This is a genomic window from Halorubrum pallidum (assembly GCF_055380345.1).
Genome location: NZ_AP043945.1, coordinates 956,047 through 977,815, shown reverse-complemented (window position 1 = coordinate 977,815; position 21,769 = coordinate 956,047). Strand labels below are relative to the sequence as shown.

Below are 21,769 nucleotides of genomic sequence, written 5' to 3'. Positions count from 1 at the left end.
TCGGCCGTGCACCGAGTATGAAGGTCGCGTACGTCTTCGCGACGGCCGGACAGACCATCGACTACGTACTTGGCGACATGATCCTCCCGCAGCTGGAGGCCGGCGCGCACGGTGCCGACGTCGTCGGAATGTTCTTCTTCCACGACAACACCTACGCGCTCCGCGAGGACGACCCGCTGGGGCAACGGCTCGCGGACGTGGCTGCCGAGCGGGGGATTCTGCTCATGCTGTGTGACCAGTGTGCGACGCGGCGGGGGCTCGCGGAGTTCGACCACACCGACGAGCACGGACGCGACCACTACGAGCCGACGAACACGGTGGAGGGCGCGACGGTCGGCTGCTTCCCGGACCTGTACGAGGCGCTCGGTGAGGTCGGCGTCGATCAGGTCGTCACGCTGTGAGGTCGGCGGCCGCCGGACCGTCCCGCGGCGTCGGCCTCAGATCTCGAAGTCGGGCGTGTCGAACGCCCCCTCGTCCGCCTCGATGTCGTACCCGTCGATCGCGGCGAGCGCGATGTCGAGCGTCGTCTCGGCGTCCCAGCGTCCCGTGTTGATCGCGAGGTCGTAGATGGACCGGTCCGACAGGTCGATACCGTAGTACGACTTGTAGCGCTTCTCCTCTATCACTTCGCGCACCTGCATCTCGGAAGTCATCTCATCCCGACTCGCGGTTCGGTCGGCTCGCACCTCGTCGGGGGCGTCGAGCCAGATCCGAACGTCGGCGCGGTTGCCGGCGATCCAGCCGGCGAGCCGCGATTCGAGCACGAACGGCTTGCTCGACGCCCCCCACTTCTCGGCGATCGTCCGGAGCCGCCGGTCGAGCGCGCGGTCGATCTCCTCGGACTCGCCCGTCTTCGCGATCAGCTGTGAGAGGCTCATGTCGCGCTCGTCGGCGATCTCGCGGAACAGTTCGCCGCCGGAGACGTAGCCGCAGTCGAGCGCCGCCGCGACGCCCTCGACGAGCGTCGTCGCCCCGCAGCCCGGCGGCCCCGAGACGGTAACGAACAGGTTCGCATCGATCTCGCGGTCCGCCGCCGGGATTCCACTCATACATGCGCGGCCACGGAGGGCGATCAGATAAACGGGACGATTCGCGAGCGAGCGGGACGAGGCGGTCACGCGGCGAGCGCGAGCCACCGACGAGAGCGTTCAGTCGTCGCCCGTCCTCGCGGGCTCCGGACGCGAGAGCGGTTCGCCGTCGACCGGCTCCTCCGGATTCGCGTCGACGGCTGCGGTCGAGAGCCCGAGCTGCGCGTCGACGTCGACGTCTTCGCGGACGTGGACCGTCCCGCGATGGATCGCGATGGCGTCGGCGAGGTGGAGTCGGACGGCGTCGAGCAGCACGTCGGCCTCGAGCGGCTGCCCGCGGCGCTTGATGTCGCCGACGCTCGCTCCGGCGGGAATGTCGAAGGCGCGCTGGGCGATGATCGGCCCCTGATCGAGGTCGGTCGTCACGTAGTGGGCGGTGACGCCGGCGATGCGAACGCCAGCGTCCTTCGCCTGTCGGTACGCCTCCGCGCCGGGGAACGCCGGCAAAAGCGACGGGTGGACGTTGATGATCCGACCCTCGTAACGGAAGACGACCTCCGGCGAGAGGATGCGCATGTAGCGGGCCAGGACGATGAGGTCAACGTCGTACTCGGCCAACAGGTCGAGCAGGCGGCCCTCGTCGGTGTTGCCGTTGCCGTCGCCCACGTCGTAGAACGGCTTGTCGTACCGCTCCGCGAGCGTCCGGAGGTCCCCGCGGTTGCCGATGACGACCGGGATCTCCGCCTCGCCGTCGTCTGCCAGTTCGCCGTTGGCCTCGGCCTTCAGCAGCGCCTCGGGCGCGTGCGTCTCCTTGGTGACGAGCAGCGCGACTCGGCGGGCGTCGCGGTCGCTCGGGAACCGAACCTGGATGTCGACGTCGAGCTCGCGGCCGAGTTCGGCCAGCGCGCGGCGGAGTTCGCCGCGCGAGGTCTCGAGGTCCGAGGCGTCGACGCGGGTCGTCATCCGGAAGACGCCCTCGCGGACCGCCTGGTCTAGGTCCTCGATGTTGATTCCCCGCTCGAACAGCAGGGAGGTGACCCGCGCGATGAGTCCGGTCTTGTCTCCTCCGACGACCGTGATTTCGGTCAGTTCGCGGGTCATGCGACGATCACCTCCGCGGGTTCGAACGGCTGCATACACCCTCACCAGCGGCCGGAGAGGGTTGTCCCTTTCGCTCCGGTGCCGAGATCGACGCTCACGATCGTCTCAAATATATCCACAAACGTGGATATAAGCGGCGTTCCAAAACGGTTTTTACACACGACTCCGCACTACCGATAATGACGGCATACACCGCGACGGTGACGGTGCGGCTGAAGCGGGGCGTCCTCGATCCGGAGGCGGAGACGACCCAGAAGGCCCTCGAACGGCTCGGCTTCGAGCTGTCGGACCTCCGGTCCGCCGACCGGTTCGAACTCGATCTGGACGCCGCCGACGCGGACGAGGCGGCCGACCGGGCCGGCGAGATGGCCGAGCGGCTGCTCGCGAACCCGACGATCCACGACTACGACGTCGCGGTCGCGGAGCGATGACGGTCGCTGTGGTGCAGTTCGGCGGCTCGAACTGCGACCGCGATGCGGTTCGCGCGCTCGCGCACCTCGGGATCGACGCCGAGCGCGTCTGGCACGAGGACGGGCTCCCGGCCGACACGGACGGGATCGTCCTCCCGGGCGGCTTCTCCTACGGCGACTACCTCCGCGCCGGCGCGATGGCCGCCCGCGACCCGATCGTGGACGAGGTCCGCGAGGCCGCCGCCGACGGCGTCCCCGTGATCGGGATCTGCAACGGCGCGCAGATCGGCTCGGAGTCGGGACTCACGCCCGGCGCGTTCACCACGAACGCCTCCGCGCGCTTCCAGTGTGAGCCCGTTTACCTCCGGGTCGAGCGCGCCGACACCCCGTGGACTGCGGCCTACGACGAGGGACAGGTGATCGAGGTGCCCATCGCGCACGGAGAGGGTCGCTTCGAAATCGGCGCGGACGCCCACGACGACCTCGTCGCCGACGACCGCGTCCTCTTCCGCTACTGCGACGCCGACGGCGAGGTCACCGACGCGGCCAACCCCAACGGCTCGACCGACAACGTCGCCGGCGTCCTCGGCGAGCGCGAGCACGTCGCCGTCCTCATGCCCCACCCCGAGCGCGCCACGCTCCCCGACCTCGGTCGGAGCACGGAGGGGGCGGGTATTCTGCAGGCGTTCGCCTGAGCCGGCTTATCTGACGGATACCTCAGCCTCTCGCCCGGTTCGATCAGCGCTCCGAGGCCCGTTCTGCTGATTCGCCTGTCACGGTTCGGTCGGCGGAGCCGCCGCCGGCGCCAGCGATGCCGTCCGTATCGCCCCGCGTCGCTTCGTCGTCTAGTTCCCGGTCCAGCGCGCGCTCGAACTCCGCCTCGGTGAGGTCGCCCTCGGCGTATCGCCGCTTGAGACGCTCGATCGGATCCTCGTCCGGCGTCGCCGTCTCGGCCTCCCTCTGATCGGCGTCGGCAGCCGAGAGCCGTCCAACGGCGACGTACGCGATCACCGCGAGCGCGGCGACGGTCAGCAACAACAGCGGAACCGCCGTCAGCCACATGCCGCCCATGCCTCCCATACCGCCCATTCCACCCATGCCGCCGGCCATCCCGACGAGGCCGCCCGCCCCGCCGGCCACGCTGGCGGATTGTGCCCCGCTCTGTCTACTGCTGTCGACAGTCCTGCCGGTCATACGTGAGGGTTGGTCGCCCACAGGCAAGTACGCGCCGCGGATTCTCAGTGGCCCGAACTCCGAGAGAGACCGACAAGACCGGTGTCGTCTGGGTCTGTGCCGCCGTCTGACACGAATAGAACTGAACACCCGGGTGTGAGAAAGCGGTGAAACGTGGCTATTCACACGAACGGTCGTTGTTCGTGACCGGTGTCTGATGCAGCAACAAACCAACTCAACAAACACTCCAAACAGCTATATTCCAACACCACCAACGCGAAGGTATGTCGAGCGGGACCATCGATATCGATGAATTCGAGGACGCCGACGCTGACGAATTCGAGAAGCGGAACGACACCGAACGGATCGTACTGTTTCTCGACGAGAACGATGACCGTGCGTGGAAGGCTGCGACGATCGCCGATCAGCTCGGACTGGAGACGGACGCGGTCAGTGCGATCCTCTCACGGCTGAAAGAGCGCGATCTCGTGCGTCACAAGAGCCCGTACTGGGCGATCACGGACGACGAAGAGCGACTCCGGTCCGCATACCGGCTGCATCGACACCACGAGACCGCAGACGAACAGTACGGCGAGGAACCCCTTGAAGAACTGCAGACCGACGACATGGAGGTGGTCCGGTGACTGCGTTCGACGAACTGGAACGCGGTGATATCGTCTGGGGAACCGATCCGCTTTCGGACAAGGGTCGGCCGCTACTCGTTCTGGGCACGCCTCGATTCCCTGACCACGGACTACAGCTCATCAGGGTTCTGATCTCCTCGAAATCCTACCACGACGACGCACTCACGCTCCGAGACGAGGACTACGAGGGCGCTCCGCTCGGGAAACGAAGCCACGTCCTCCCGTGGTCGCTTGCGACCCTCAACAGTGTCACAGAAGTGGAGTTCCACATGACCTCGCTCGTCGACGAGCGCACCGAAGACGTGGCGACACAGTTGATCGGCTACGTGAATTCGTAGCCCGACCGACGGTTCGTTGTTAAGAGCGACCGCGGTCAACGTACTGAGAAGGTGGACGAGGAGACGCGTCGATCCGGAGCAACTTGTTCCGGTGCGTCAGTTTAAGACCCCCGAGCGATAGGGGCGAGTATGAGCGAGCAGCAATCCCGATCCGACGAGGACGCGGCCTCGCGGGGACGCGGCGACGCGGACCGATTTGCGGGCAAGAAAGACGACAGCCTCCGGAGCAGAGACGTGACGGAGGGCGCAGAGCGGGCTCCCCACCGCTCGATGTTCCGGGCGATGGGGTTCGACGACGAGGACCTCTCCTCGCCGATCGTCGGCGTCCCGAACCCCGCGGCCGACATCACGCCGTGTAACGTCCACCTCGACGACGTCGCGGACGCGGCGCTCGACGGCATCGACGCCGCCGGCGGCATGCCGATCGAGTTCGGCACGATCACCATCTCCGACGCCATCTCGATGGGGACGGAGGGGATGAAGGCCTCGCTGATCTCGCGGGAAGTGATCGCCGACAGCGTCGAACTCGTCTCGTTCGGCGAGCGCATGGACGCGCTGGTGACGGTCGCGGGCTGTGACAAGAACCTGCCGGGCATGCTGATGGCGTCGATCCGCACCGACCTCCCGTCGGTGTTCCTCTACGGCGGGTCGATCATGCCCGGCCAGCACGACGGCCGCGACGTGACCATCGTGCAGGTGTTCGAGGGCGTCGGCGCGTACGCCGAAGGCGACATGAGCGGCGAGGAGCTCGACGAGCTCGAACGCCACGCGTGTCCCGGCGCGGGCTCCTGTGGCGGGATGTTCACGGCGAACACGATGGCGTCCATCTCCGAGGCGCTCGGGATGGCCCCGCTCGGCTCGGCCTCCGCGCCCGCAGAGGATCAGGAGCGCTACGACGTGGCCGAGCGCGCCGGCGAGCTCGCCATGGACTGCATCGAGAACGACCGCCGCCCCTCCGACATCCTCTCGCGGAAGTCCTTCGAGAACGCGATCGCCCTACAGACCGCGATCGGCGGCTCGACGAACGGCGTCCTCCACCTCCTCGCGCTCGCGGGCGAGGCCGACGTCGACCTCTCGATCGAGGACTTCGACGAGATCTCGCGGCGCACGCCGAAGATCGCCGACCTCCAGCCCGGCGGGAGCAGCGTGATGAACGACCTCCACGAGGTCGGCGGCGTGCCGGTCGTGCTCCGCCGCCTGCTGGAGGCGGACCTGCTCCACGGCGACGCGATGACCGTCACCGGCCGGACGCTCGCCGAGGAGATCGCGGAGTTAGAGGAGCGCGGCGACCTCCCGGACGACTCGGAGATCGAGGCCGACTTCCTCTACACGGTCGACGAGCCCAAAGAGGCCGAGGGCGCGATCAAGATCCTCACGGGCAACCTCGCGCCCGAGGGGTCGGTGCTCAAGGTGACCGGCGACGACGCGTTCTACCACGAGGGGCCGGCGCGCGTGTTCACGAACGAGGAGGACGCGATGGAGTACGTCCAGTCGGGCGAGATCGAGTCGGGCGACGTGATCGTCATCCACAACGAGGGGCCGACCGGCGGCCCCGGCATGCGCGAGATGCTCGGCGTCACCGCGGCCGTCGTCGGCGCGGGCCACGAGGACGACGTGGCGCTCCTGACCGACGGGCGGTTCTCGGGCGCGACTCGCGGCCCGATGATCGGACACGTGGCTCCCGAGGCGGCCGTCGGCGGCCCGATCGGGCTCATCGAGGACGGCGACGAGATCACGGTCGACATTCCGGAGCGCGACCTCTCGGTCGACCTCTCCGAAGAAGAGCTGGCCGAGCGCCGCGAGGCGTTCGAGGCACCCGAGCCGCAGTACGAGGGCGGGATCCTCGCGAAGTACGGCCGCGACTTCGCCTCCGCGTCCGAGGGCGCGGTGACGAACCCACGACTCACGCGGGATCTATAAGCTGAGCCGAACGCGCCACCGCGAGCTGTTTTCGGACTGAGACGGTCGAGACGCGGTGCCGCTCACTCCACGGTGCCGCCGTCGGTCTGGGCGGTCCGGACCGATTCGGCGCACCAGACGTTGCTCCGGCGACCGGCGCGCGACAGTTCGAGACGGACGACGGACCCGACCGGCAGGTCCGCGACGCGCTCGCGGGCGTCCTCGTCGGCGTAGTCGACGATGTGGTACGTCTCGTTCCGTGGATGTGCACGTACCGTGGTGCAATCGTGATCGTTCTGTGCGGAAATGACGGTGTACGCGTTGGACCTCGACATCATACTCCGTAATAATTGGACATACTATTTCAAAACTTCGTATATTCACTACGTGTATCGATCAAGACCTAACACGAATATAAGGTCTTACTATGCAAACGCGATTGGCCTCGCGATCGGGCGCTCACGCGTCGCCCACACATCACCACCCCTATCTTTGCGGGCCTCGAATCCCGGCCATGGAGCAAGGCGGCGAGACGGACGCGGACGCCGGCGGCGTGGCGCTGTTCGTCGACGGACCGAACGTACTGCGCGAGGAGTTCGACGTGGACCTAGACGACGTGCGGCGCGCGGCCGAAGCGGAGGGCCCGCTCGTCACGACTCGGTTGTACCTCGACGAGCACGCGACGCCGGGGCTGATCCAGGCGGCGGAGGCCCGCGGCTTCGAGGTCGTGGTCACGAGCGGCGACGTCGACGTGAAGCTCGCGGTCGACGCGGCCCGGTTCGCCGCCGAAGGGCGGATGACGACGCTCGCCATCGCCTCGCGCGACACGGACTTCAAGCCGGTCGTCGAGACGGCCAACGGCTACGGGATCCGGACGCTCGCGATCGCGCCCGGCGAATTCGGCCGCTCGGACGCCCTGCGAAACGCCGCGAACGGGTCCGTGACCCTCGACGGCGACGTGACCACGGAGGCAGGCGAAGCGACCGAGGACGGCGACACGGATGCGGCGACGGACGCGAGCGAGGAGACCGACGCGACAGCGGAAGCTGACGCGAGCGAGAAGGCCGACGCGACCCGGCAGCCCGGCGTTGAGGGGACGATCCACGAGGATCGAACCCGCTAGCGACGCGCTCAGACCCGGGTCTCAGAGCGGAGCCGACCGAGGAGCATCGCTCCGAGGCCGCCCGTGGCGGCGGCGACACCGCCGAACCCGACCGCGGTCGGGAGGAGTCCGACGCGAGCGATCGCGGCGTCGGCGGCAAGACGGAACCACCCGAGTTCCGGCACGGACAGCACCGCCTTGGCGCGTATCCAGTCCTCGCGAACGACCGGGGCGATCCCCGCGCTCTGGTCGTACTCCCCGTTGGCGTCCCCGTAGGTGATGTAGCCGTCGTGCGGGGCGGGACACGCCGCGATGTCGGCGCAGTCGCCGTCTAGAAGCGACGGGTCCGCGCGGTCCGTCCAGTCGTCGCCGGCCGCGACCGGGAACGCGACGCGGTGGAGAATCGGGCCGCGCCCGTCGTTCAGCGGGTCGAAGACGACCACGTCGCCGGCGTCGCCGAGGCGCGTCGGCGCGTCCGGGGCGGTGTGACCCGCGACGTCGCCCCACGGGAATCGATCGGTCGCGGTGACGACGACGAGGTCACCGCGCTCGACCTCCGGGGCCATGCTTCCGCTCTCGACGGCGACGAGCGGCGGCCACGCGCCGACGACCGCGGCGGCGACGAGCGCGACGACGAGGACCGCGGCGGCGGGCCCGAACAGGCCGGATCTGTCCCCCTTCACGTCGCTATCCGAGGGACCGATCGGCTTGAGGCTGTCGCCGGTCGGAGCGGGAGAGGGGCACGGACGCTTCGGTCTGCGAGCGCGTCGCGCCGGATGCCAAGGGGTTAAGGTCGGTCCCGGCGAGCGTACGCCCATATGACGGACCGACGGCCGCCCCTCCACGAGACACACGACGCGCGCGGCGCGAAGTTCACCGGCTTCGGCGGGTGGCAGATGCCCGTCGAGTTCGACTCGATCCGCGAGGAGCACGCCGCAGTCCGGGAGTCGGTCGGCGTCTTCGACGTGTCGCACATGAGCGAGATCGAAGTGTCGGGGCCGGACGCGACCGCCCTGCTCGACCGCCTGACGACCAACGACGTGACCGCGCTCGACCCCGGTGACTCCCAGTACGCCGCGGTGACGAACGCGGACGGGATCATGCTCGACGACACGGTCGTCTACCGGCTTCCGGACGGTGTCGAGGCGGGGACCGCCGCGTCGGCGCTCGCCGATGTCGCCGCGGACCCCGACGCCGACCTCGACGACACCACCGGCGATCCCGCGTACCTCTTCGTGCCGAACGCGGGCCACGACGACCAGATGTACGACCGCTGGGTCGACCACCGCGACGAGTGGGAGCTCGACGCGGCGGTCGCGAACGCGACCGACGACTGGGCGATGCTCGCGGTGCAAGGTCCGGACGCGGCGGCCGCGCTCGACGGCGGGACCGACGGCGACGCGGTCACGGATCTCTCGAAGTTCGAGGCGACGGCGGCGACGGTCGCCGACGCGCCGAGTTGGGTCGCGCGGACCGGGTACACCGGCGAGGACGGCTTCGAGATCATGTGTCCGACCGCCGACGCCGCGGCGGTCTGGGAGGCGTTCGTCGGAGGGGACGCGGGCGACGGATCCGCACAGCCGTGCGGGCTGGGCGCTCGCGACACCCTTCGCATGGAGATGGGCTACCTGCTCTCCGGGCAGGACTTCGATCCCGAGAGCGAGCCGCGGACGCCCTACGAGGCCGACATCGGCTTCGTCGTCGACCTCGACACGGCGTTCGTCGGCCGCGACGCGCTCGCCGCACAGCGCGAGGCCGGTGTCGACGAGCGGTTCGTCGGGGTGCGGCTGCTCGAACGCGGCGTTCCGCGCGGCGGCTACGCGGTCACCGACGGCGACCTCACGCGGATCGGGCGGCTGACCTCCGGAACGATGAGCCCGACGCTCGACGAGCCGATCGGGCTGGGGTATCTCCACGAGCAGTTCATCGAGGCGGGATCCGAGGTGAGCGTCGTCGTCCGCGGCGACGAGAAGCGCGCCGAGATCGTCGTCCCGCCGTTCCTGGATCGCTAGCCGGACGCTCCAGTGGCAGATCGCCGGGCGATTTCTCCCTGCGATGGCGGGTGATCCGCCTCCCGTCGAGAGTAACAGTAAATAGCGAACGGCCGATAGGGACACCCGATGGAGGAGTCCGTCGTCGCCGACTTCGTCGGCCGCGTTCACGCCACCGACTTCGGGAGCAGCGACCCGGTACGCGGTCGCGTCCTGTTGAGTCAGCGCCGCCTCGTGCTCGCGACGGACACCGAGAAGACGACGGTCCCGTTGTCGTCGGTGTTCGACATCGTGGTCGGTACCGTTCCGGGCGAGCTGCAGTCGTTTTTCCAAGACAGCGTCACCGTCGCATACGAGCAGAACGGGGCTCGAAAAAGCGCTCTCGTCGAGGGCGAACCGGCGGACATGGAGCGGTTCACTCGGTTGCTTTTCACTGCCCTACTGCGGAACGTGACCGTCACCGTTCGCCATCCGGCGAAGGTCGGTGGCCGCGTCACCGACGCCGACGACCACCCGGCGTCCGTGTCGCTCTCGTCGGGCGCGATCGGATTCACCGACTGTCCGGAGCCGTTCCGGGTCGACCTCTCGACGGTTATCGACTACGAGCGCACGGACCGGACGCTCGCGGGAACGCGGCGGCCGGCGCTCGTGTTCCGTCACGTTCCGGACACACAGACGGTCACGTCGATTGCGACGGTTCCGGACGGGCGAACGCTGAACATCCTCGGCCGGTACATCAAACTGGAGTACGACGAGGTGAGAGAGGACGTCGAGGCGTTCGATCCGACAGAAGAGCAAATGGAGATCCTCGTGTCGATCTACTCGGCCGGCGGGGAAGCGAACATCGCGGACGTGGTCACCGGCGACGTGGCTCAGACGTCGATGATCCTCGAAACCCTGCGCGAGGAGTCCCTCGTCGTCGACGGGGACTCGGGCGCTGCGCTCACTCGCAAGGGAAAAATGATCGTCACGTCCTACCTCGAGTCCGTCAACTCCTGACGGGGGCGAGTGTCACAGGGGGACAAGCTTCAAGCTACTGTGGATGCAGGGTGTTCACATGCCAGCCGACCGCCGCAGGCATCGAACGAAGCTCGACGCTGCGGCCCGCGATCGCGGGATAGACCCCTCGGAGGGCCGTCCTCCCGCCGACGAGTCCGACTCGGCGACCGGACCGCGGGTCGCACGGGTGCCGGAACCGCACGTCCACGACACGTTCTCTGTCGACGGAATCGACACCGACCGTCGAGAGCGACTGCTCGAACTCGTCCTCGCAGACCGCGAGGACGTCAGCGCCGTCTCGGCCACGGCTCGAAACGGGACTGTCGGGATTCACCACTCTCCGTCGCTCCCGCGGGACGATCTCAGAGAGACGCTGGAATCCCTCGGGTTCGTCGTGGACCCCGGCGACGCGGCGTTCGAAACGCGCCGGGCGTCGCAGTTCGCGTCCGCCAGAGTCGCGGTCGCGGTGCTGTTCGGGCTGATGGTCGCGACGCCGTACATCGCGGTGCTGTATCCGACCCGCGCCGAGTGGCTGTTCTACGATCCGGTGACCGTCCAGTATCTGCAGTCGATCCTCGACTCGCAGGTGGCGACGCACTTCTTCGTGAACCTCGGCGCGCTCTCCGGGATCGCGTTCCTCGTCGCCTGCGGCCCCCGGATCCGCGGGGCGCTCGTCGCGCTCGCCGAGGGTCGTATCACGAACGACGCCGCGTTCGTCGGCGGCGTGACCGCGCTCTTCGGATACAGCACCCTCGCCGCCTTCACGGGCTTCGAGGGGACCGTCCACTACGACCTCGTCGCCTACGCTGTCGTCGCCGTCACCCTCTGGACGCACTTCGGTGTCGACGATCCCGCAGTCGACCCGACGGCCGGCGAGGGATCGACCCCCGAAACTGCGAACGACGCCGACGAGGAGCCTATCGCCTTGACCAACGGGGGACGGTGAACGCGCGTCACGCCTCGTCGACGCTCACCGCATCTCCGACCGCTATCGAATCCCCGACAGCGACTGTGTCACCTCGAGACGCCCCGGGGACGACGGTGTTGACCATCAGACGGAAGTCGTGATCGAACCGGTCGCTGTCGAGCCACGTCGGGCGTGTCTCGCGGCGCTTTCGGATGAACCGCTCGCGGAAGCCGGCGATCTCGGTTCCGGTGTCGGGGTCTCGTGACGGCACGACACAGCGCTGACAGGGATTGACGCCGAGGATCGGCGTGTCTCCGGCGAAGAACCGGACGGCCTCGCCGTGGTCCGTGAATAACCGGTCCTCGAAGAACGCCGGACAGTCCGAGAGCACCACGTTCGGGCGGAGCCGGCGGCGCATCTCGGCCGCGTCGTCGACTTCGTCGAACCACGCTGCGACCGTCGCCAGCGTCGCCCGCGAGACGACCGTGGGACCGGGCGCGGCGCGGTCGTCGGGGAGGCCGCCGTCCGGCTCGCGAACGAGGTCGACGGCGTACCCGAGGTACTCACCGACCCACGCCTCCAGCGCCTCGCGGTCCTCTGGGAGGGCGAACCGCCGCTCGTCGGCGTCGATTCCCGTCACCGGGCGGTCGGGTCGGTCGAGGGTGACCGCCGTCGGCGTCGCGTCGGGGCCGTCGGCCAGTTCGTAGCTCGCTCCGAGGCCGTGAACGGCGGGTTCGCGCTTCCCGTTGACGTAGCCGCCGTCGCCGCCGACCGAGGCCTCGTGGGGATCGACGCCGGCCTCGACGAGGGCGTACGAGCGGTCGCCGCGCAGCGCCCCCTTGGGGCCAAGTTCGGCGCGGTCGACCGCGACGCCGTCGTTTGATTTCAGCGGATACGCGAGGAGTTCAGCGATGCGCACCATGCGCGGGATTCACCCCGATAACGCAAAAAGGGTCGGACGGGACCGTCGTCTCGGGCGACTACTCGTCGTCCGCGTCGTCTGCGTCGTCCGCGTCGTCTGCGTCGTCCGCGTCGTCCGCGTCGTCCGCGTCGTCGCTGTCGGACAGTCCGACGGCCTCGAATGCGTCGGCGACCTCGTCGCCGGGAACGGTCCGGTAGCCGTCCGCGTCGGTGATCGTGGCGATCGCGAGGTCGGTGGGTTCGAACTCGTCCTCGTGGGCCGCGAGCGCGGCGATCCCGAGTTCGATACCCGCCTGAAGCGAGAGGTCCTCGCTCCACTCCTCTTCGAGGTGGCCCTGGATCGTCTGGCGGCCGCCGCCGATGACGGTCGCCTTCCACTCGTTGGGCGTGCCGGAGGGATCGGCGGCGAACAGTCGCGGCTCGCCGTTATCTATCCCGCCGATGAGCAGGGCGGCCCCGTACGGGCGCGTGCCGCCGCGCTGGGTGTTCTCCTGAATGTGGTCGGTGACGAACTTCGTCAGCGTCTCGACGCCGACGGGCTCACCGTATCGGAGTCGATTCCCCTGCGACTGACGGCGCGCGAGGTCGATCAGTTGCCGGGCGTCTGCGACGTGGCCCGCGCTCGCGGTGCCGAGGTGGTCGTCGAGCTTGTGGAGCTTCTCGATGCTCTCAGATTCCATCAGCGTCGAGGACGCCCGCGACATCGCGACGAAGACCACGCCCTCCGTCGTCCGGACGCCGACGCTCGGCGCACCGCGAGAGACGGCCTCGCGGGCGTACTCGACCTGGTAGATCCGGCCGTCGGGCGAGAACAGCGACGTGCCGCGGTCGTACGCCTGCTGGTCGTTGCCACCCATCATCGTCGGTCACCCGCTCTCGCGGTGTCACGCTGGCTCATTACCCCTTATTACGCCGGACGATTGAAAAAGCATCCGTAACCGGTACGTTCGACGCGGCCACCGACCTCGTGCACCAAGCCGAGTCGTCTCCGCCTACGACGGAGATATCCCGGTCCCGCATCTGCGGTGACATTGACGTCCCACACGAACGACGGTCGCGCTCGCGACCCACCTCGCTGTGCTCGGGACCGTCGGCGGAGCCGCGGGACGCTCGGCGCTCGGATCACGATGGGCGCAGTCGACGCGTCGTCCGTCTTCCGCTGAACGCATACCGCCCTCAGCCGACGATCCGCTCGTAGGTGACGAACGCGAGGTCGTCGCCGCGATCGGTGTCGTCTGACGTGACGACCTCCCGACCGACCTCTGTCCACTCGTCCGCGTTCCAGTCCGGGAAACGCGTGTCGCCGTCGGGGCGCTCGGGGACCTCGGTCAGCACCATCCGATCGGCGCGGTCGAGGAACTGCTCGTACACCGTCGCGCCGCCGATCACGTACACCGCGTCGACGCCGCGGTCGGCGGCGTCCGCCGACGCGAGCGCGAGCGCGTCGTCGATATCGTTGGCGACGACGGCCCCGTCGGAGAGGTCACCGTCGCCGAGTTCGCGCGTCGTCAACACGACGCTGGTGCGGTCGGGGAGCGGACCGCCGATCCGATCGACGATGCTCTCGTGGGTCGCGCGGCCGACGATAACGGGGTGGCCCGTCGTCAGTCGCTTGAAGCGGGCGAGGTCGGCCGGGTAGTGCCAAGGCATTCCGCCGTCGTCGCCGATGACGCCGTTGTCGGCGACGGCGGCGACGAGGACGATGTCGGGGGCCGAATCGGCGACGTCCTCGTCGTCGCTCTCGTCCCCGGTACCGCCACCCGCCATCACTCTGCGACCGCGAACGAGATCCCGTCCGCGGAGTCGTAGCCGACGACCTCGATATCGTCGTACGTCAGTTCGTCGAGCGGTTTGTCCGCTATCTCGATCCGCGGGCGCGAGCGCGGCTCCCGCGAGAGCTGTTCGAGCAGTCCGGGCACGTGGTCGTACCCCTCCTCACTGTCGACCTCGTCGGGAGCGGTCCGCTCCACCCAGCTTTTCACGTCCAGGTAGTCGGCCTTGCTGTCGACGGCCGCGAGGCGCTCTTGAACGTACTTCAGGTTGTTCGCGTACCACGTCCCGCGCTCGCCGCGGCCGCAGTAGACGTGCGCGTCGACGACGGTGTGTCCGAACTCGCCGACTTCGTATCCGGTCCGCTGGGCGAGCGCGTTCGCGAGCAGCGCGTACGCCGCGACGTTGAACGGGACCCCCAGCGCGATGTCCCCCGACCGCTGCGTGAGGTGGAGGTTGAGACGGTCTCCTTGGACGTTCACCACGAAGGTGTAATGACACGGCGGCAGCGTGGACGTCGCGGCGTTGGCCGGATGCCACGCGCTCACGACCATCCGCCGAGAGCGGGGGTTCTCTTCCAGCGTGTCGAGGACGTACTGGATCTGGTCGAACGTGCGCCGCTCGGTTCCGTCCGGTCCCTCCTCGACGGTCACCCACCGGTGGGCGTCGTCGGGCCACGTCTCGCCCGGCAGCGCCGCGTCGTCCTCCGGAACCGGATACCGACGCCAGAAGCGTCCGTAGGCGGTATCGAGTCGTCCCTCGTCGTCCGCCCACGCGTCCCAGATCTTCGTCTCCTCGCGGAGGTCCCGGATGTGCTCCTCGCCGGAGAGGTACCAGAGCACCTCGTGGATGAGCGAGTTCCAGCGGTAGCCGTCCATCTTTTTCGTCGTCAACAGCGGGAACCCCTCCGCGAGGTCGACGGTGTACTGCCCGCTGAACGAGGCGATCGTGTCGACGCCGGTCCGGTTCGGCTTGTACGTGCCCGTCGACAGCGTGTCGTCGACGAGATCGAGGTACTGTTTCATGGGGATGGGGTGTCGGCTCGCGGCGCGCGTCTCGACGACGCCCCGAGACGACGGGTCTACTGTCCGCACGTCCGGACTGAACCTAAGCACTTGCGGATCGATTTCGGTGCGGTGACACCCTCGCCCGCCGTGAACGGCGGGCTTCCACCGCGGGTGGAATATCAGCAAGACGCTGAATAGTGATGTGCGCTCTCAAACAGCGTCGTCGACGGTCACGACGTGCGGTGTCCGAGGGCGGTTCGGAAAGTGGCGGCCTCTGTACTCATAGGGGTCGTCATCGCTGGTGCCGAGGCAGCTCGGTGCGGTGGGTCGTCATCGGCCGATCGCACGTAGTCGGGCGTAGAATAAAAGGGGCCGGCCCCGCTGTCAGTCGCCGCCGTGACAGGATCCGGCGTACGCGTTCCAGCGGTCGGTTCCGTTCGGGAGCCGAACCGTGCTCTCCGGATCGAACATCGCCGCCGCGGTCTGCGTGTTCGTCGTCTCGACCGGTTCCTCGCTCGTCGAGCGCGTACTCGGAAGTTCGGGGCCGCACGTCGGTTCCGTCTCCGAGTCTGCGTTAATCGTGTACTACGGGTGGCACATTCACCCCGATGGCCTTCTATGTAATAATTGTTCGTGTTTATTTTCGAGAGAGGCGACATCTTGCGTGTGATCGACTGACACGGGAGTCGCATCGGGCTACCACGGGCTGACCGGTGGGCCCACGAGTTGACCGGTGGACCCACGGGCTGACCGGTGACGCCACTCGGCCGCGTGCGACCGCGTTCGCCGTGGCGATACCGGTACTGGCTGCTCGCGCTGCTTCTGGTCGGTGGAGAGATACCGGTCGTCGTGGTTGGCATTCTCCTGTTCACCTGATCGGCCGCGTCGAACGCGACGCGGGTGACAGCGAACAGAGAAGGGTCAACAGCCGAACGGGTCGTGTCCGCGTGCGTCGCTACTGAATGTGGCCTTCGCGGCGGAGCTGGTCCGCGTCCTCGTCGTCGTACCGCCACTCGACGTTCGCTTTCTCGTCCTGCCAGTCCCACGGTTCGGCGAGCACAACGTCGCCCTCGCTGATCCACGTGCGATACTTCATGCGGCCGGGGATCCGACCCATCCGCGTCTCTCCGTCGACACAGCGCAGTCGGACGTGATTCCCGCCGAGGTGCTCCGTCACCACGGCGAACACTTCGTCGTCGTTGGGCATTCGGAGGTTCTTCCGTCCGGATTCTTCGCTCATACAGTTAGTAAGACAGACGGCCGTATAAGTGATTGGAGATAGGTGTGAGCGCATCTCGTGTGATCGGATCTCATTGTCGCTCAGTTTCGGGATCTCCGGTACGGGCTCGTCGAGCGCGTCGTCGGGGCGGAGCGACCGTCGGCGACCGAGCGAAGCGTTCAAGCCCCGCGGCGGCGAGTCGGTGCGTATGAACGATCTGGAGTCCATCGTTACCAACGAGGACACCGAAGCCCTCGCGCCTGCCGTCGTGGTCGCGACGATCGCGCTGCTCGGCGTCTTCATGATCGGCTTCTTGGCCCTGGCGATACGGTTCGTCCTGTAAAGCGCGGCGCGCGTCGGGAGACTGCCATCTCTCCGGACGGAACCGGTCACGAGTCGCCGTCTCTCCGGACGGGAACTGAGACGCGAGAACTCACGCCGGCAGTCGCCACCGAGGGGACGTATCCGAGCAACGTACAAAGGTAAAGTACCCGTAACGCGGACACGCGGGTATGGCCGACACGGAGGTCGACGACGTCGACAAAGCGATCCTGTACGCGTTACAGGAGGATGCCCGCAACATGTCGTCCGGGGACATCGCAGAGCGGACCGGTACTTCGGACAGCACCGTCCGCAAGCGTATTCAGCGTCTCGAATCCGACGGCGTGATCAAGGGATACAGCGCCAGCGTCAATTATCAGAGATCGGGCTATCCGCTCCGAATGTTGCTCTACTGCACCGCGACGATACCTCAACGCGGCGATATGATTCCCGATATCCTAGAGATCGACGGCGTCGTCTCGGTACAGGAACTGGTCACCGGTGAACAGAACCTCCTCGTTACCGTCGTCGGCGAGTCGGACGACGACATCACGCCCGTCGCACAGGAACTCCTCGACATGGGGCTCACCGTCGCCGACGAAGTGCTGGTTCGGACCCACGAGACGACGCCGTTCGGCAAGTTCAACTCCGGAACTCGCTCGACAGACGAATCCTAAGCGCGGAGACGCCGAGTTCTCCGCCGGGACCCCGTCGGTCGCGGTCGCCGACTGGTGTGTGACCAAACCGGGGCACACGTCCGTCCTCCTACAGGCGGTTTCCGTTAGCTCTCGACGACACGTCAGACTCGATCGACCAGCGATAGCGCCTCCGAGACGGTCCCCGAGCCTCCTGCGATCGGGCATCGACCAGATCTCCTAAAGAACATAATGGTCTATAATTACCTAATTGCGAACAGACTGTGAATACAGATAGGTTTAACAAACAGTACGTTCTTTGAGGGTAGTAGAAGCGACCGGGAGCGTACTCGTGAACGCGTCTCCGGTTCGAGTCGTGTGATAGGTTGAACGATGTCAGGACACAGTTCGAAACCGACGGTCGGACCACTTCCGGACACGACGGTCGATTCACCGTTCGTGCCCGTCGCATTAACGCGGCTCGTGTGGTCGCTGTTCGCCGCGAGCGTCGCCGTGTTGATCGCCAGCGTCCGATTCGGTGGGGGATGGGGAGTTCCCGGCGTGGTCGCCGTCGACGGTCTGACCGTTCTGATGTGGGTGGTAGTCACCTTCTTCAGCGGTGTCGTCCACAGCTACTCGCGTCGCTACATGGCTGGGAGCGCCCACAAGACGAGATTCTTCGTCGCGATGTCCGGGTTCACCGCGGTCGTGATGGCGCTCGTCGCGGCCGACCACGTCGCGCTGTTCGGGTTCCTGTGGGCGGCGATGGGGCTGTTGATGGCGGAACTCATCGGTATCACCGACGGCTGGAAACAGGCACAGGCGGCTGCGGCGGTCGCCCGCAAGTACTTCACCGCCAGTAGCGTGCTGCTGGGCGTCGCGCTGACTGCGCTGTGGTTGGAGACCGGCGCGACGACGATATCGGGCATCGGCGCGGCCGCCGACACGCTCGGCGGCCCGATGTGGCTTGTCGCCGCCGGCGCGCTCGTACTCGCGGCCATGATCCAGTCCGCGCTGATCCCGTTCCACAAGTGGCTGCTCTCTTCGATGACCGCACCCACGCCGGCGTCGGCGTTGATGCACGCCGGGTTCGTCAACGCGGGCGGCATCCTGCTGACCCGCTTCGCTCCGGTCATCACCGTCGACTCCACGCTCATGCTCGCGGTGGTCGCCGTCGGCGCGGCGAGCGCGAGCGGCGGAAAGCTGCTGAAATCGGTTCGGACGGACGTCAAAGGGAAACTCGGCTGCTCGACGGTCGGTCAGATGGGCTTTATGATCATGCAAGTCGGTCTCGGCTTCTTCGGGGCTGCGATCACTCACCTCATCCTTCACGGGTTCTACAAGGCCTATCAGTTCCTCAGTTCGGGCGAACAGGTCGAACGGACGTCCCCGAGCGAGGCCACCGAGCACACGGTCGGCCGTGCGACGAGCGTCGTCGGCCTCGTCGTGGCGCTGCTGACCGGTCTCGCCGGCGGCGCGGTGTTCACGTCGCTGACGGGGAAGGGTGCGACCGTCGACAGCGGCCTCCTGTTGACCTTCTTCGTCGTCATCACCACGCTCCACGCGGCCCGCAGTGCGATCCAGCACACCGCGCTTTCGACGCTCGCGCGCTACGGTGCCGTCCCGCTGGTGTTCCTCCCGGCCATCACCGTCTACGCCGTGGTCTACGAGGGGGTCTCTGGACTCCTGACGGTCAGTACGGCGACGACCGAGCTGACCCTGCTTCACGGCGTCATCGCCGTCGGCTTCGTCGGCATCTACGCCGCCATCGAGACCGGCGTCCACGAACACAGCCAGCGTCTCTACGTGGCGCTGTTGAACGCCACCCAACCGTCGTCGAACACCCTCTTGACGTCCACGGAGGACTACAATGAGTATTGAATCCACCGTCCGCGACAGCATCGACGAAGCGGTGACGACCGTCGGCTCCCGCTGGCCCATCCACTCGTTCGTGACGGCCAACCCCCTCTCGGGGTTCGAAGACCGGCCGTTCGGAGAGGCCGTCGCGCGCGCTGCTGACCTGTGGGGCGGCAGGGGATACCCCAGCGCCGAGACGTTCGCAGCGGCGCTGGAACGCGGACAGATAGATCCGGAGATCCTCGAAGGGACACTCGCCGAGGCGGGCTACGAGGACGACCCCGAACGGCTGCTCGATCGGATGGCCGACGCGACCGCCGACCCGACCGACGCTGAGGGCGCGGAGACGGACGACGCCGCGGCCCGCGTCGACCGGGTGCTGACGAAGTGGCTGGCGGTCTTCCTCGACGAGGGGAGTGCCCACTGGTCGATGCCGAACCGCGAGGAGGGGTTCTACACCGCCTTCCGGGGAATCGCTGAACACGACGCCGACGTCCCCGACGAGGGGGTCGTCGCCGACCTGCCCGAAGCGCCGATCGAGACCGTCGAGGCGGTCCTGAAGCCGTATCCGGAGAGCCAGTGGGTGTCCATCCTCGAGGAACAGCTGGCGGCGCTCCCGGGGTGGACCGGGTTCATCAAGCAGCGCGTCGAGGACGAGGGCGAGTGGCAGTCGGCCTGTCCGATAACGCTCGAGGGATACCTCGCGGCGCGTCTGGCGCTGGCAGACGCCGTCGGTGCCGACATCGAGCCGTCGAACGACGTCGTCGATGCGCACTCGACCGACGAACTCGCCGAGGCGTTCCTCGGCGCGTGGGAAGCGACCTACCGCGACGAACTCGTCGAGGCCGTCACGGACGAGAGCCGGTCGATGGCCGACGGCGGTTCGTCGGACCGTCCTGACGCCCAGTTGGTCTTCTGTATCGACACCCGCTCGGAGGCCATCCGCCGGCACATCGAGGCGACTGGCGAGTACGAGACCCACGGATACGCCGGCTTCTTCGGCGTTCCGATGGAGTATCGGGGATACGCCGCCGACGTCGCGGTCGACGCCTGTCCGCCGATCTTGGAACCACAGCATCACGTGGCCGACGCTCCGACGGACGACGAGACGCGGTCGCGCCACGACCGCCGGTCGGCCCTCGGCGCGGCCGCGGACGAGGTCGTCGAGATTCTGGAGGCCAACGCCGCCACCGCGTACGGCTACGTCGAGACAGCCGGGAGCGGCTACGGCCTCTCGCTCGCGGCTCGCACGCTCGTCCCCGGGCGCGTTCACGACCTGTTCGACGCGGCCGCCGGGCTGGTTCCCGACGATCACGAGTTCTGCGAGCCAATCGTCGACCGGCAGCACGACCGCCGGCACGCCCACGTCGGTGACCTCCCGGCGGGAATGACCCACGAAGAGAAGGTCGAGTACGCCGCGACCGCCTTCGAGCTGATGGGGTGGGAGGAGTTCGGTCGTCTCGTCGTCTTCGCCGGTCACGCGAGCGAGACGGCGAACAACCCCTACGACGCGAGCCTGGACTGCGGTGCCTGCGCCGGCAACCCCGGCGGCCCCAGCGCCCGCGTCCTCGCGAATATCTGTAACGACGAGGACGTCAAGGCCGAACTCCGCGACCGCGGGTTCGACGTCCCCCGGGACACGGTCTTCGTCGCCGGGCAGCACAACACGACGACAGACGAGGTGGAGCTGTTCGCAAGCGACGTGCCCGAGAGCCACGCGGACGACCTCGACCGGTTGCGCGCGGACCTCGTGACGGCTCGCGAGAACGCGGCCGCCGAGCGCGCCGAGAAGATGGACGCAGACGGGTCGGCCGGCGTCAGGGACGCCGAACGCCGCGCCGCGGACTGGGCCGAGACGCGTCCCGAGTGGGGGCTGGCCGGCAACGCCGGATTCGTCGTCGGTCCCCGCGAACTGACGCGCGACCGCGATCTCGACGGCCGGGCGTTCCTCCACTCGTACGACTGGTCGACCGACCCGGACGGAGACGCACTCGAAGCGATTCTCACGGGCCCCATGGTCGTCACCCAGTGGATCAACGCACAGTACTACTTCTCGACGACTGACAACGCCGTCTACGGGAGCGGGTCGAAGGTGACCCAGAACCCCGTCGGTAACGTCGGCGTCTACCAAGGCAATGGCGGCGACCTGATGTCCGGACTCCCGCTCCAGTCGCTGATGGCCGCGGACGACGAACCGTACCACCAGCCGCTCCGCCTCTCGACGGTCGTTCACGCACCGGTCGAGCGAGTCACCGACGTCTTGGCCGACCACGAGGAGCTGACCGAACTCCTTGACAACGACTGGACGGCGCTGACGGTCGTCGATCCGACGCGGGACCACCGCGCCTTCCACTACGAGGAGCACCTGGAGTGGGTGTCGGCGTCCGAGCGGACCGGGGTACCCCACGGGGATGTCGACGCCCCGGCCGTCGCAAACGACTAGCCGA

At 67.7% G+C, this 21,769-nt stretch carries 24 protein-coding genes and 1 pseudogene; 15 read left to right on the top strand and 10 right to left on the bottom strand.

Annotated elements, in window-relative coordinates; genetic code table 11:
• The first annotated feature begins 17 nt into the window (after positions 1–17).
• Positions 18–401 (top strand): SaoD/DsrE family protein, encoded by a 384-nt coding sequence (locus ACZ45C_RS06655; protein WP_460559979.1) that lies wholly within the window; start codon positions 18–20, stop codon positions 399–401.
• A gap of 36 nt (positions 402–437) precedes the next feature.
• On the opposite strand, the gene cmk is transcribed toward ACZ45C_RS06655, so the two are convergent.
• Together cmk and ACZ45C_RS06645 are read right to left on the bottom strand one after the other, a co-directional pair.
• The gene (gene cmk / locus ACZ45C_RS06650) at positions 438–1,049 is read right to left on the bottom strand and encodes a (d)CMP kinase (protein ID WP_460559981.1); all 612 of its coding nucleotides are present in this window, start codon (positions 1,047–1,049) and stop codon (positions 438–440) included.
• A 99-nt stretch (positions 1,050–1,148) separates the two neighbouring features.
• A complete protein-coding gene (locus ACZ45C_RS06645) occupies positions 1,149–2,129 on the bottom strand; it encodes a formyltetrahydrofolate deformylase (RefSeq protein WP_460559983.1) in 981 nt (326 codons plus the stop codon).
• 179 nt (positions 2,130–2,308) lie between these two features.
• Between ACZ45C_RS06645 and purS the strand changes: the two genes are divergently transcribed.
• Both purS and purQ read left to right on the top strand, forming a co-directional pair.
• A complete protein-coding gene (purS, locus tag ACZ45C_RS06640) occupies positions 2,309–2,560 on the top strand; it encodes a phosphoribosylformylglycinamidine synthase subunit PurS (RefSeq protein ID WP_460559985.1) in 252 nt (83 codons plus the stop codon).
• On the top strand, positions 2,557–3,234 hold the full coding sequence (purQ, locus tag ACZ45C_RS06635) for a phosphoribosylformylglycinamidine synthase I (RefSeq protein ID WP_460559987.1): 678 nt from the start codon (positions 2,557–2,559) through the stop codon (positions 3,232–3,234). Before purS ends, purQ begins: the two co-directional genes overlap by 4 nt.
• Positions 3,235–3,277: 43 nt before the next feature.
• Here the strand turns inward: purQ and ACZ45C_RS06630 are convergent, their stop codons facing one another.
• Positions 3,278–3,733: an SHOCT domain-containing protein gene (locus ACZ45C_RS06630; RefSeq protein ID WP_460559989.1), complete on the bottom strand. Its 456-nt coding sequence runs from the start codon at positions 3,731–3,733 to the stop codon at positions 3,278–3,280.
• Positions 3,734–3,996: 263 nt separating this feature from the next.
• Here ACZ45C_RS06630 and ACZ45C_RS06625 point away from each other — a divergent pair, with 263 nt between their 5' ends.
• From ACZ45C_RS06625 to ilvD, 3 genes are all read left to right on the top strand, one after another.
• Entirely contained in the window at positions 3,997–4,356 is a 360-nt protein-coding gene (locus ACZ45C_RS06625) for a MarR family transcriptional regulator (protein ID WP_460559991.1), read from the top strand.
• Positions 4,353–4,694 (top strand): PemK-like protein, encoded by a 342-nt coding sequence (locus ACZ45C_RS06620; protein ID WP_460559993.1) that lies wholly within the window; start codon positions 4,353–4,355, stop codon positions 4,692–4,694. Before ACZ45C_RS06625 ends, ACZ45C_RS06620 begins: the two co-directional genes overlap by 4 nt.
• A 129-nt stretch (positions 4,695–4,823) precedes the next feature.
• A complete protein-coding gene (gene ilvD / locus ACZ45C_RS06615; RefSeq protein ID WP_460559995.1) occupies positions 4,824–6,614 on the top strand; it encodes a dihydroxy-acid dehydratase in 1,791 nt (596 codons plus the stop codon).
• Positions 6,615–6,676: 62 nt separating this feature from the next.
• Here ilvD and ACZ45C_RS06610 read toward each other — a convergent pair whose 3' ends face one another.
• Positions 6,677–6,928, bottom strand: coding sequence for a hypothetical protein (locus ACZ45C_RS06610; protein WP_460560667.1), 252 nt, complete (start codon positions 6,926–6,928; stop codon positions 6,677–6,679).
• 179 nt (positions 6,929–7,107) lie between these two features.
• Here ACZ45C_RS06610 and ACZ45C_RS06605 point away from each other — a divergent pair.
• A pseudogene (locus ACZ45C_RS06605) lies at positions 7,108–7,617 on the top strand (NYN domain-containing protein); the annotation flags it as partial.
• 107 nt (positions 7,618–7,724) lie between these two features.
• Here the strand turns inward: ACZ45C_RS06605 and ACZ45C_RS06600 are convergent.
• Positions 7,725–8,378, bottom strand: coding sequence for a S26 family signal peptidase (locus tag ACZ45C_RS06600; protein ID WP_460559997.1), 654 nt, complete (start codon positions 8,376–8,378; stop codon positions 7,725–7,727).
• 135 nt (positions 8,379–8,513) lie between these two features.
• Here ACZ45C_RS06600 and ACZ45C_RS06595 point away from each other — a divergent pair, with 135 nt between their 5' ends.
• The 3 genes from ACZ45C_RS06595 (at position 8,514) to ACZ45C_RS06585 (ending at position 11,631) form a co-directional block, all read left to right on the top strand.
• Entirely contained in the window at positions 8,514–9,707 is a 1,194-nt protein-coding gene (locus ACZ45C_RS06595) for a glycine cleavage system aminomethyltransferase GcvT (RefSeq protein ID WP_460559999.1), read from the top strand.
• Between the two features lie 108 nt (positions 9,708–9,815).
• The gene (locus ACZ45C_RS06590) at positions 9,816–10,685 is read left to right on the top strand and encodes a CheF family chemotaxis protein (protein ID WP_460560001.1); all 870 of its coding nucleotides are present in this window, start codon (positions 9,816–9,818) and stop codon (positions 10,683–10,685) included.
• A gap of 58 nt (positions 10,686–10,743) precedes the next feature.
• A complete protein-coding gene (locus ACZ45C_RS06585; RefSeq protein ID WP_460560003.1) occupies positions 10,744–11,631 on the top strand; it encodes a hypothetical protein in 888 nt (295 codons plus the stop codon).
• 7 nt (positions 11,632–11,638) lie between these two features.
• Here the strand turns inward: ACZ45C_RS06585 and ACZ45C_RS06580 are convergent, their stop codons facing one another.
• The 4 genes from ACZ45C_RS06580 to thyA form a co-directional block, all read right to left on the bottom strand.
• Positions 11,639–12,514 carry an MOSC domain-containing protein gene (locus ACZ45C_RS06580; protein WP_460560005.1) on the bottom strand — a complete coding sequence of 292 codons (876 nt, stop codon included), beginning with the start codon at positions 12,512–12,514 and terminating at the stop codon, positions 11,639–11,641.
• Positions 12,515–12,572: 58 nt separating this feature from the next.
• Positions 12,573–13,373, bottom strand: a complete 801-nt coding sequence (gene psmA, locus ACZ45C_RS06575) for an archaeal proteasome endopeptidase complex subunit alpha (protein WP_464374334.1) — start codon at positions 13,371–13,373, stop codon at positions 12,573–12,575.
• A 316-nt stretch (positions 13,374–13,689) separates the two neighbouring features.
• Entirely contained in the window at positions 13,690–14,280 is a 591-nt protein-coding gene (locus tag ACZ45C_RS06570) for a dihydrofolate reductase (protein WP_460560009.1), read from the bottom strand.
• Positions 14,280–15,308, bottom strand: a complete 1,029-nt coding sequence (thyA, locus tag ACZ45C_RS06565; RefSeq protein WP_460560669.1) for a thymidylate synthase — start codon at positions 15,306–15,308, stop codon at positions 14,280–14,282. The genes ACZ45C_RS06570 and thyA overlap by 1 nt, the downstream gene beginning before the upstream one ends.
• Before the next feature lie 735 nt (positions 15,309–16,043).
• Between thyA and ACZ45C_RS06560 the strand changes: the two genes are divergently transcribed.
• A complete protein-coding gene (locus ACZ45C_RS06560; RefSeq protein ID WP_460560011.1) occupies positions 16,044–16,166 on the top strand; it encodes a hypothetical protein in 123 nt (40 codons plus the stop codon).
• A gap of 79 nt (positions 16,167–16,245) precedes the next feature.
• Here the strand turns inward: ACZ45C_RS06560 and ACZ45C_RS06555 are convergent, their stop codons facing one another.
• Complete coding sequence (locus ACZ45C_RS06555; RefSeq protein WP_460560013.1) at positions 16,246–16,530, bottom strand: translation initiation factor eIF-1A; 285 nt, start codon at positions 16,528–16,530, stop codon at positions 16,246–16,248.
• 187 nt (positions 16,531–16,717) lie between these two features.
• On the opposite strand from ACZ45C_RS06555, the gene ACZ45C_RS06550 reads away from it, so the two are divergent.
• From ACZ45C_RS06550 to ACZ45C_RS06535, 4 genes are all read left to right on the top strand, one after another.
• Positions 16,718–16,852: a hypothetical protein gene (locus ACZ45C_RS06550; protein ID WP_460560015.1), complete on the top strand. Its 135-nt coding sequence runs from the start codon at positions 16,718–16,720 to the stop codon at positions 16,850–16,852.
• Positions 16,853–17,021: 169 nt separating this feature from the next.
• Positions 17,022–17,507, top strand: a complete 486-nt coding sequence (locus tag ACZ45C_RS06545) for an Lrp/AsnC family transcriptional regulator (RefSeq protein WP_460560017.1) — start codon at positions 17,022–17,024, stop codon at positions 17,505–17,507.
• Between the two features lie 351 nt (positions 17,508–17,858).
• Positions 17,859–19,346 (top strand): proton-conducting transporter transmembrane domain-containing protein, encoded by a 1,488-nt coding sequence (locus ACZ45C_RS06540; RefSeq protein ID WP_460560019.1) that lies wholly within the window; start codon positions 17,859–17,861, stop codon positions 19,344–19,346.
• Positions 19,336–21,765 (top strand): DUF2309 domain-containing protein, encoded by a 2,430-nt coding sequence (locus tag ACZ45C_RS06535; RefSeq protein WP_460560021.1) that lies wholly within the window; start codon positions 19,336–19,338, stop codon positions 21,763–21,765. The genes ACZ45C_RS06540 and ACZ45C_RS06535 overlap by 11 nt, the downstream gene beginning before the upstream one ends.
• Positions 21,766–21,769 lie beyond the last annotated feature (4 nt).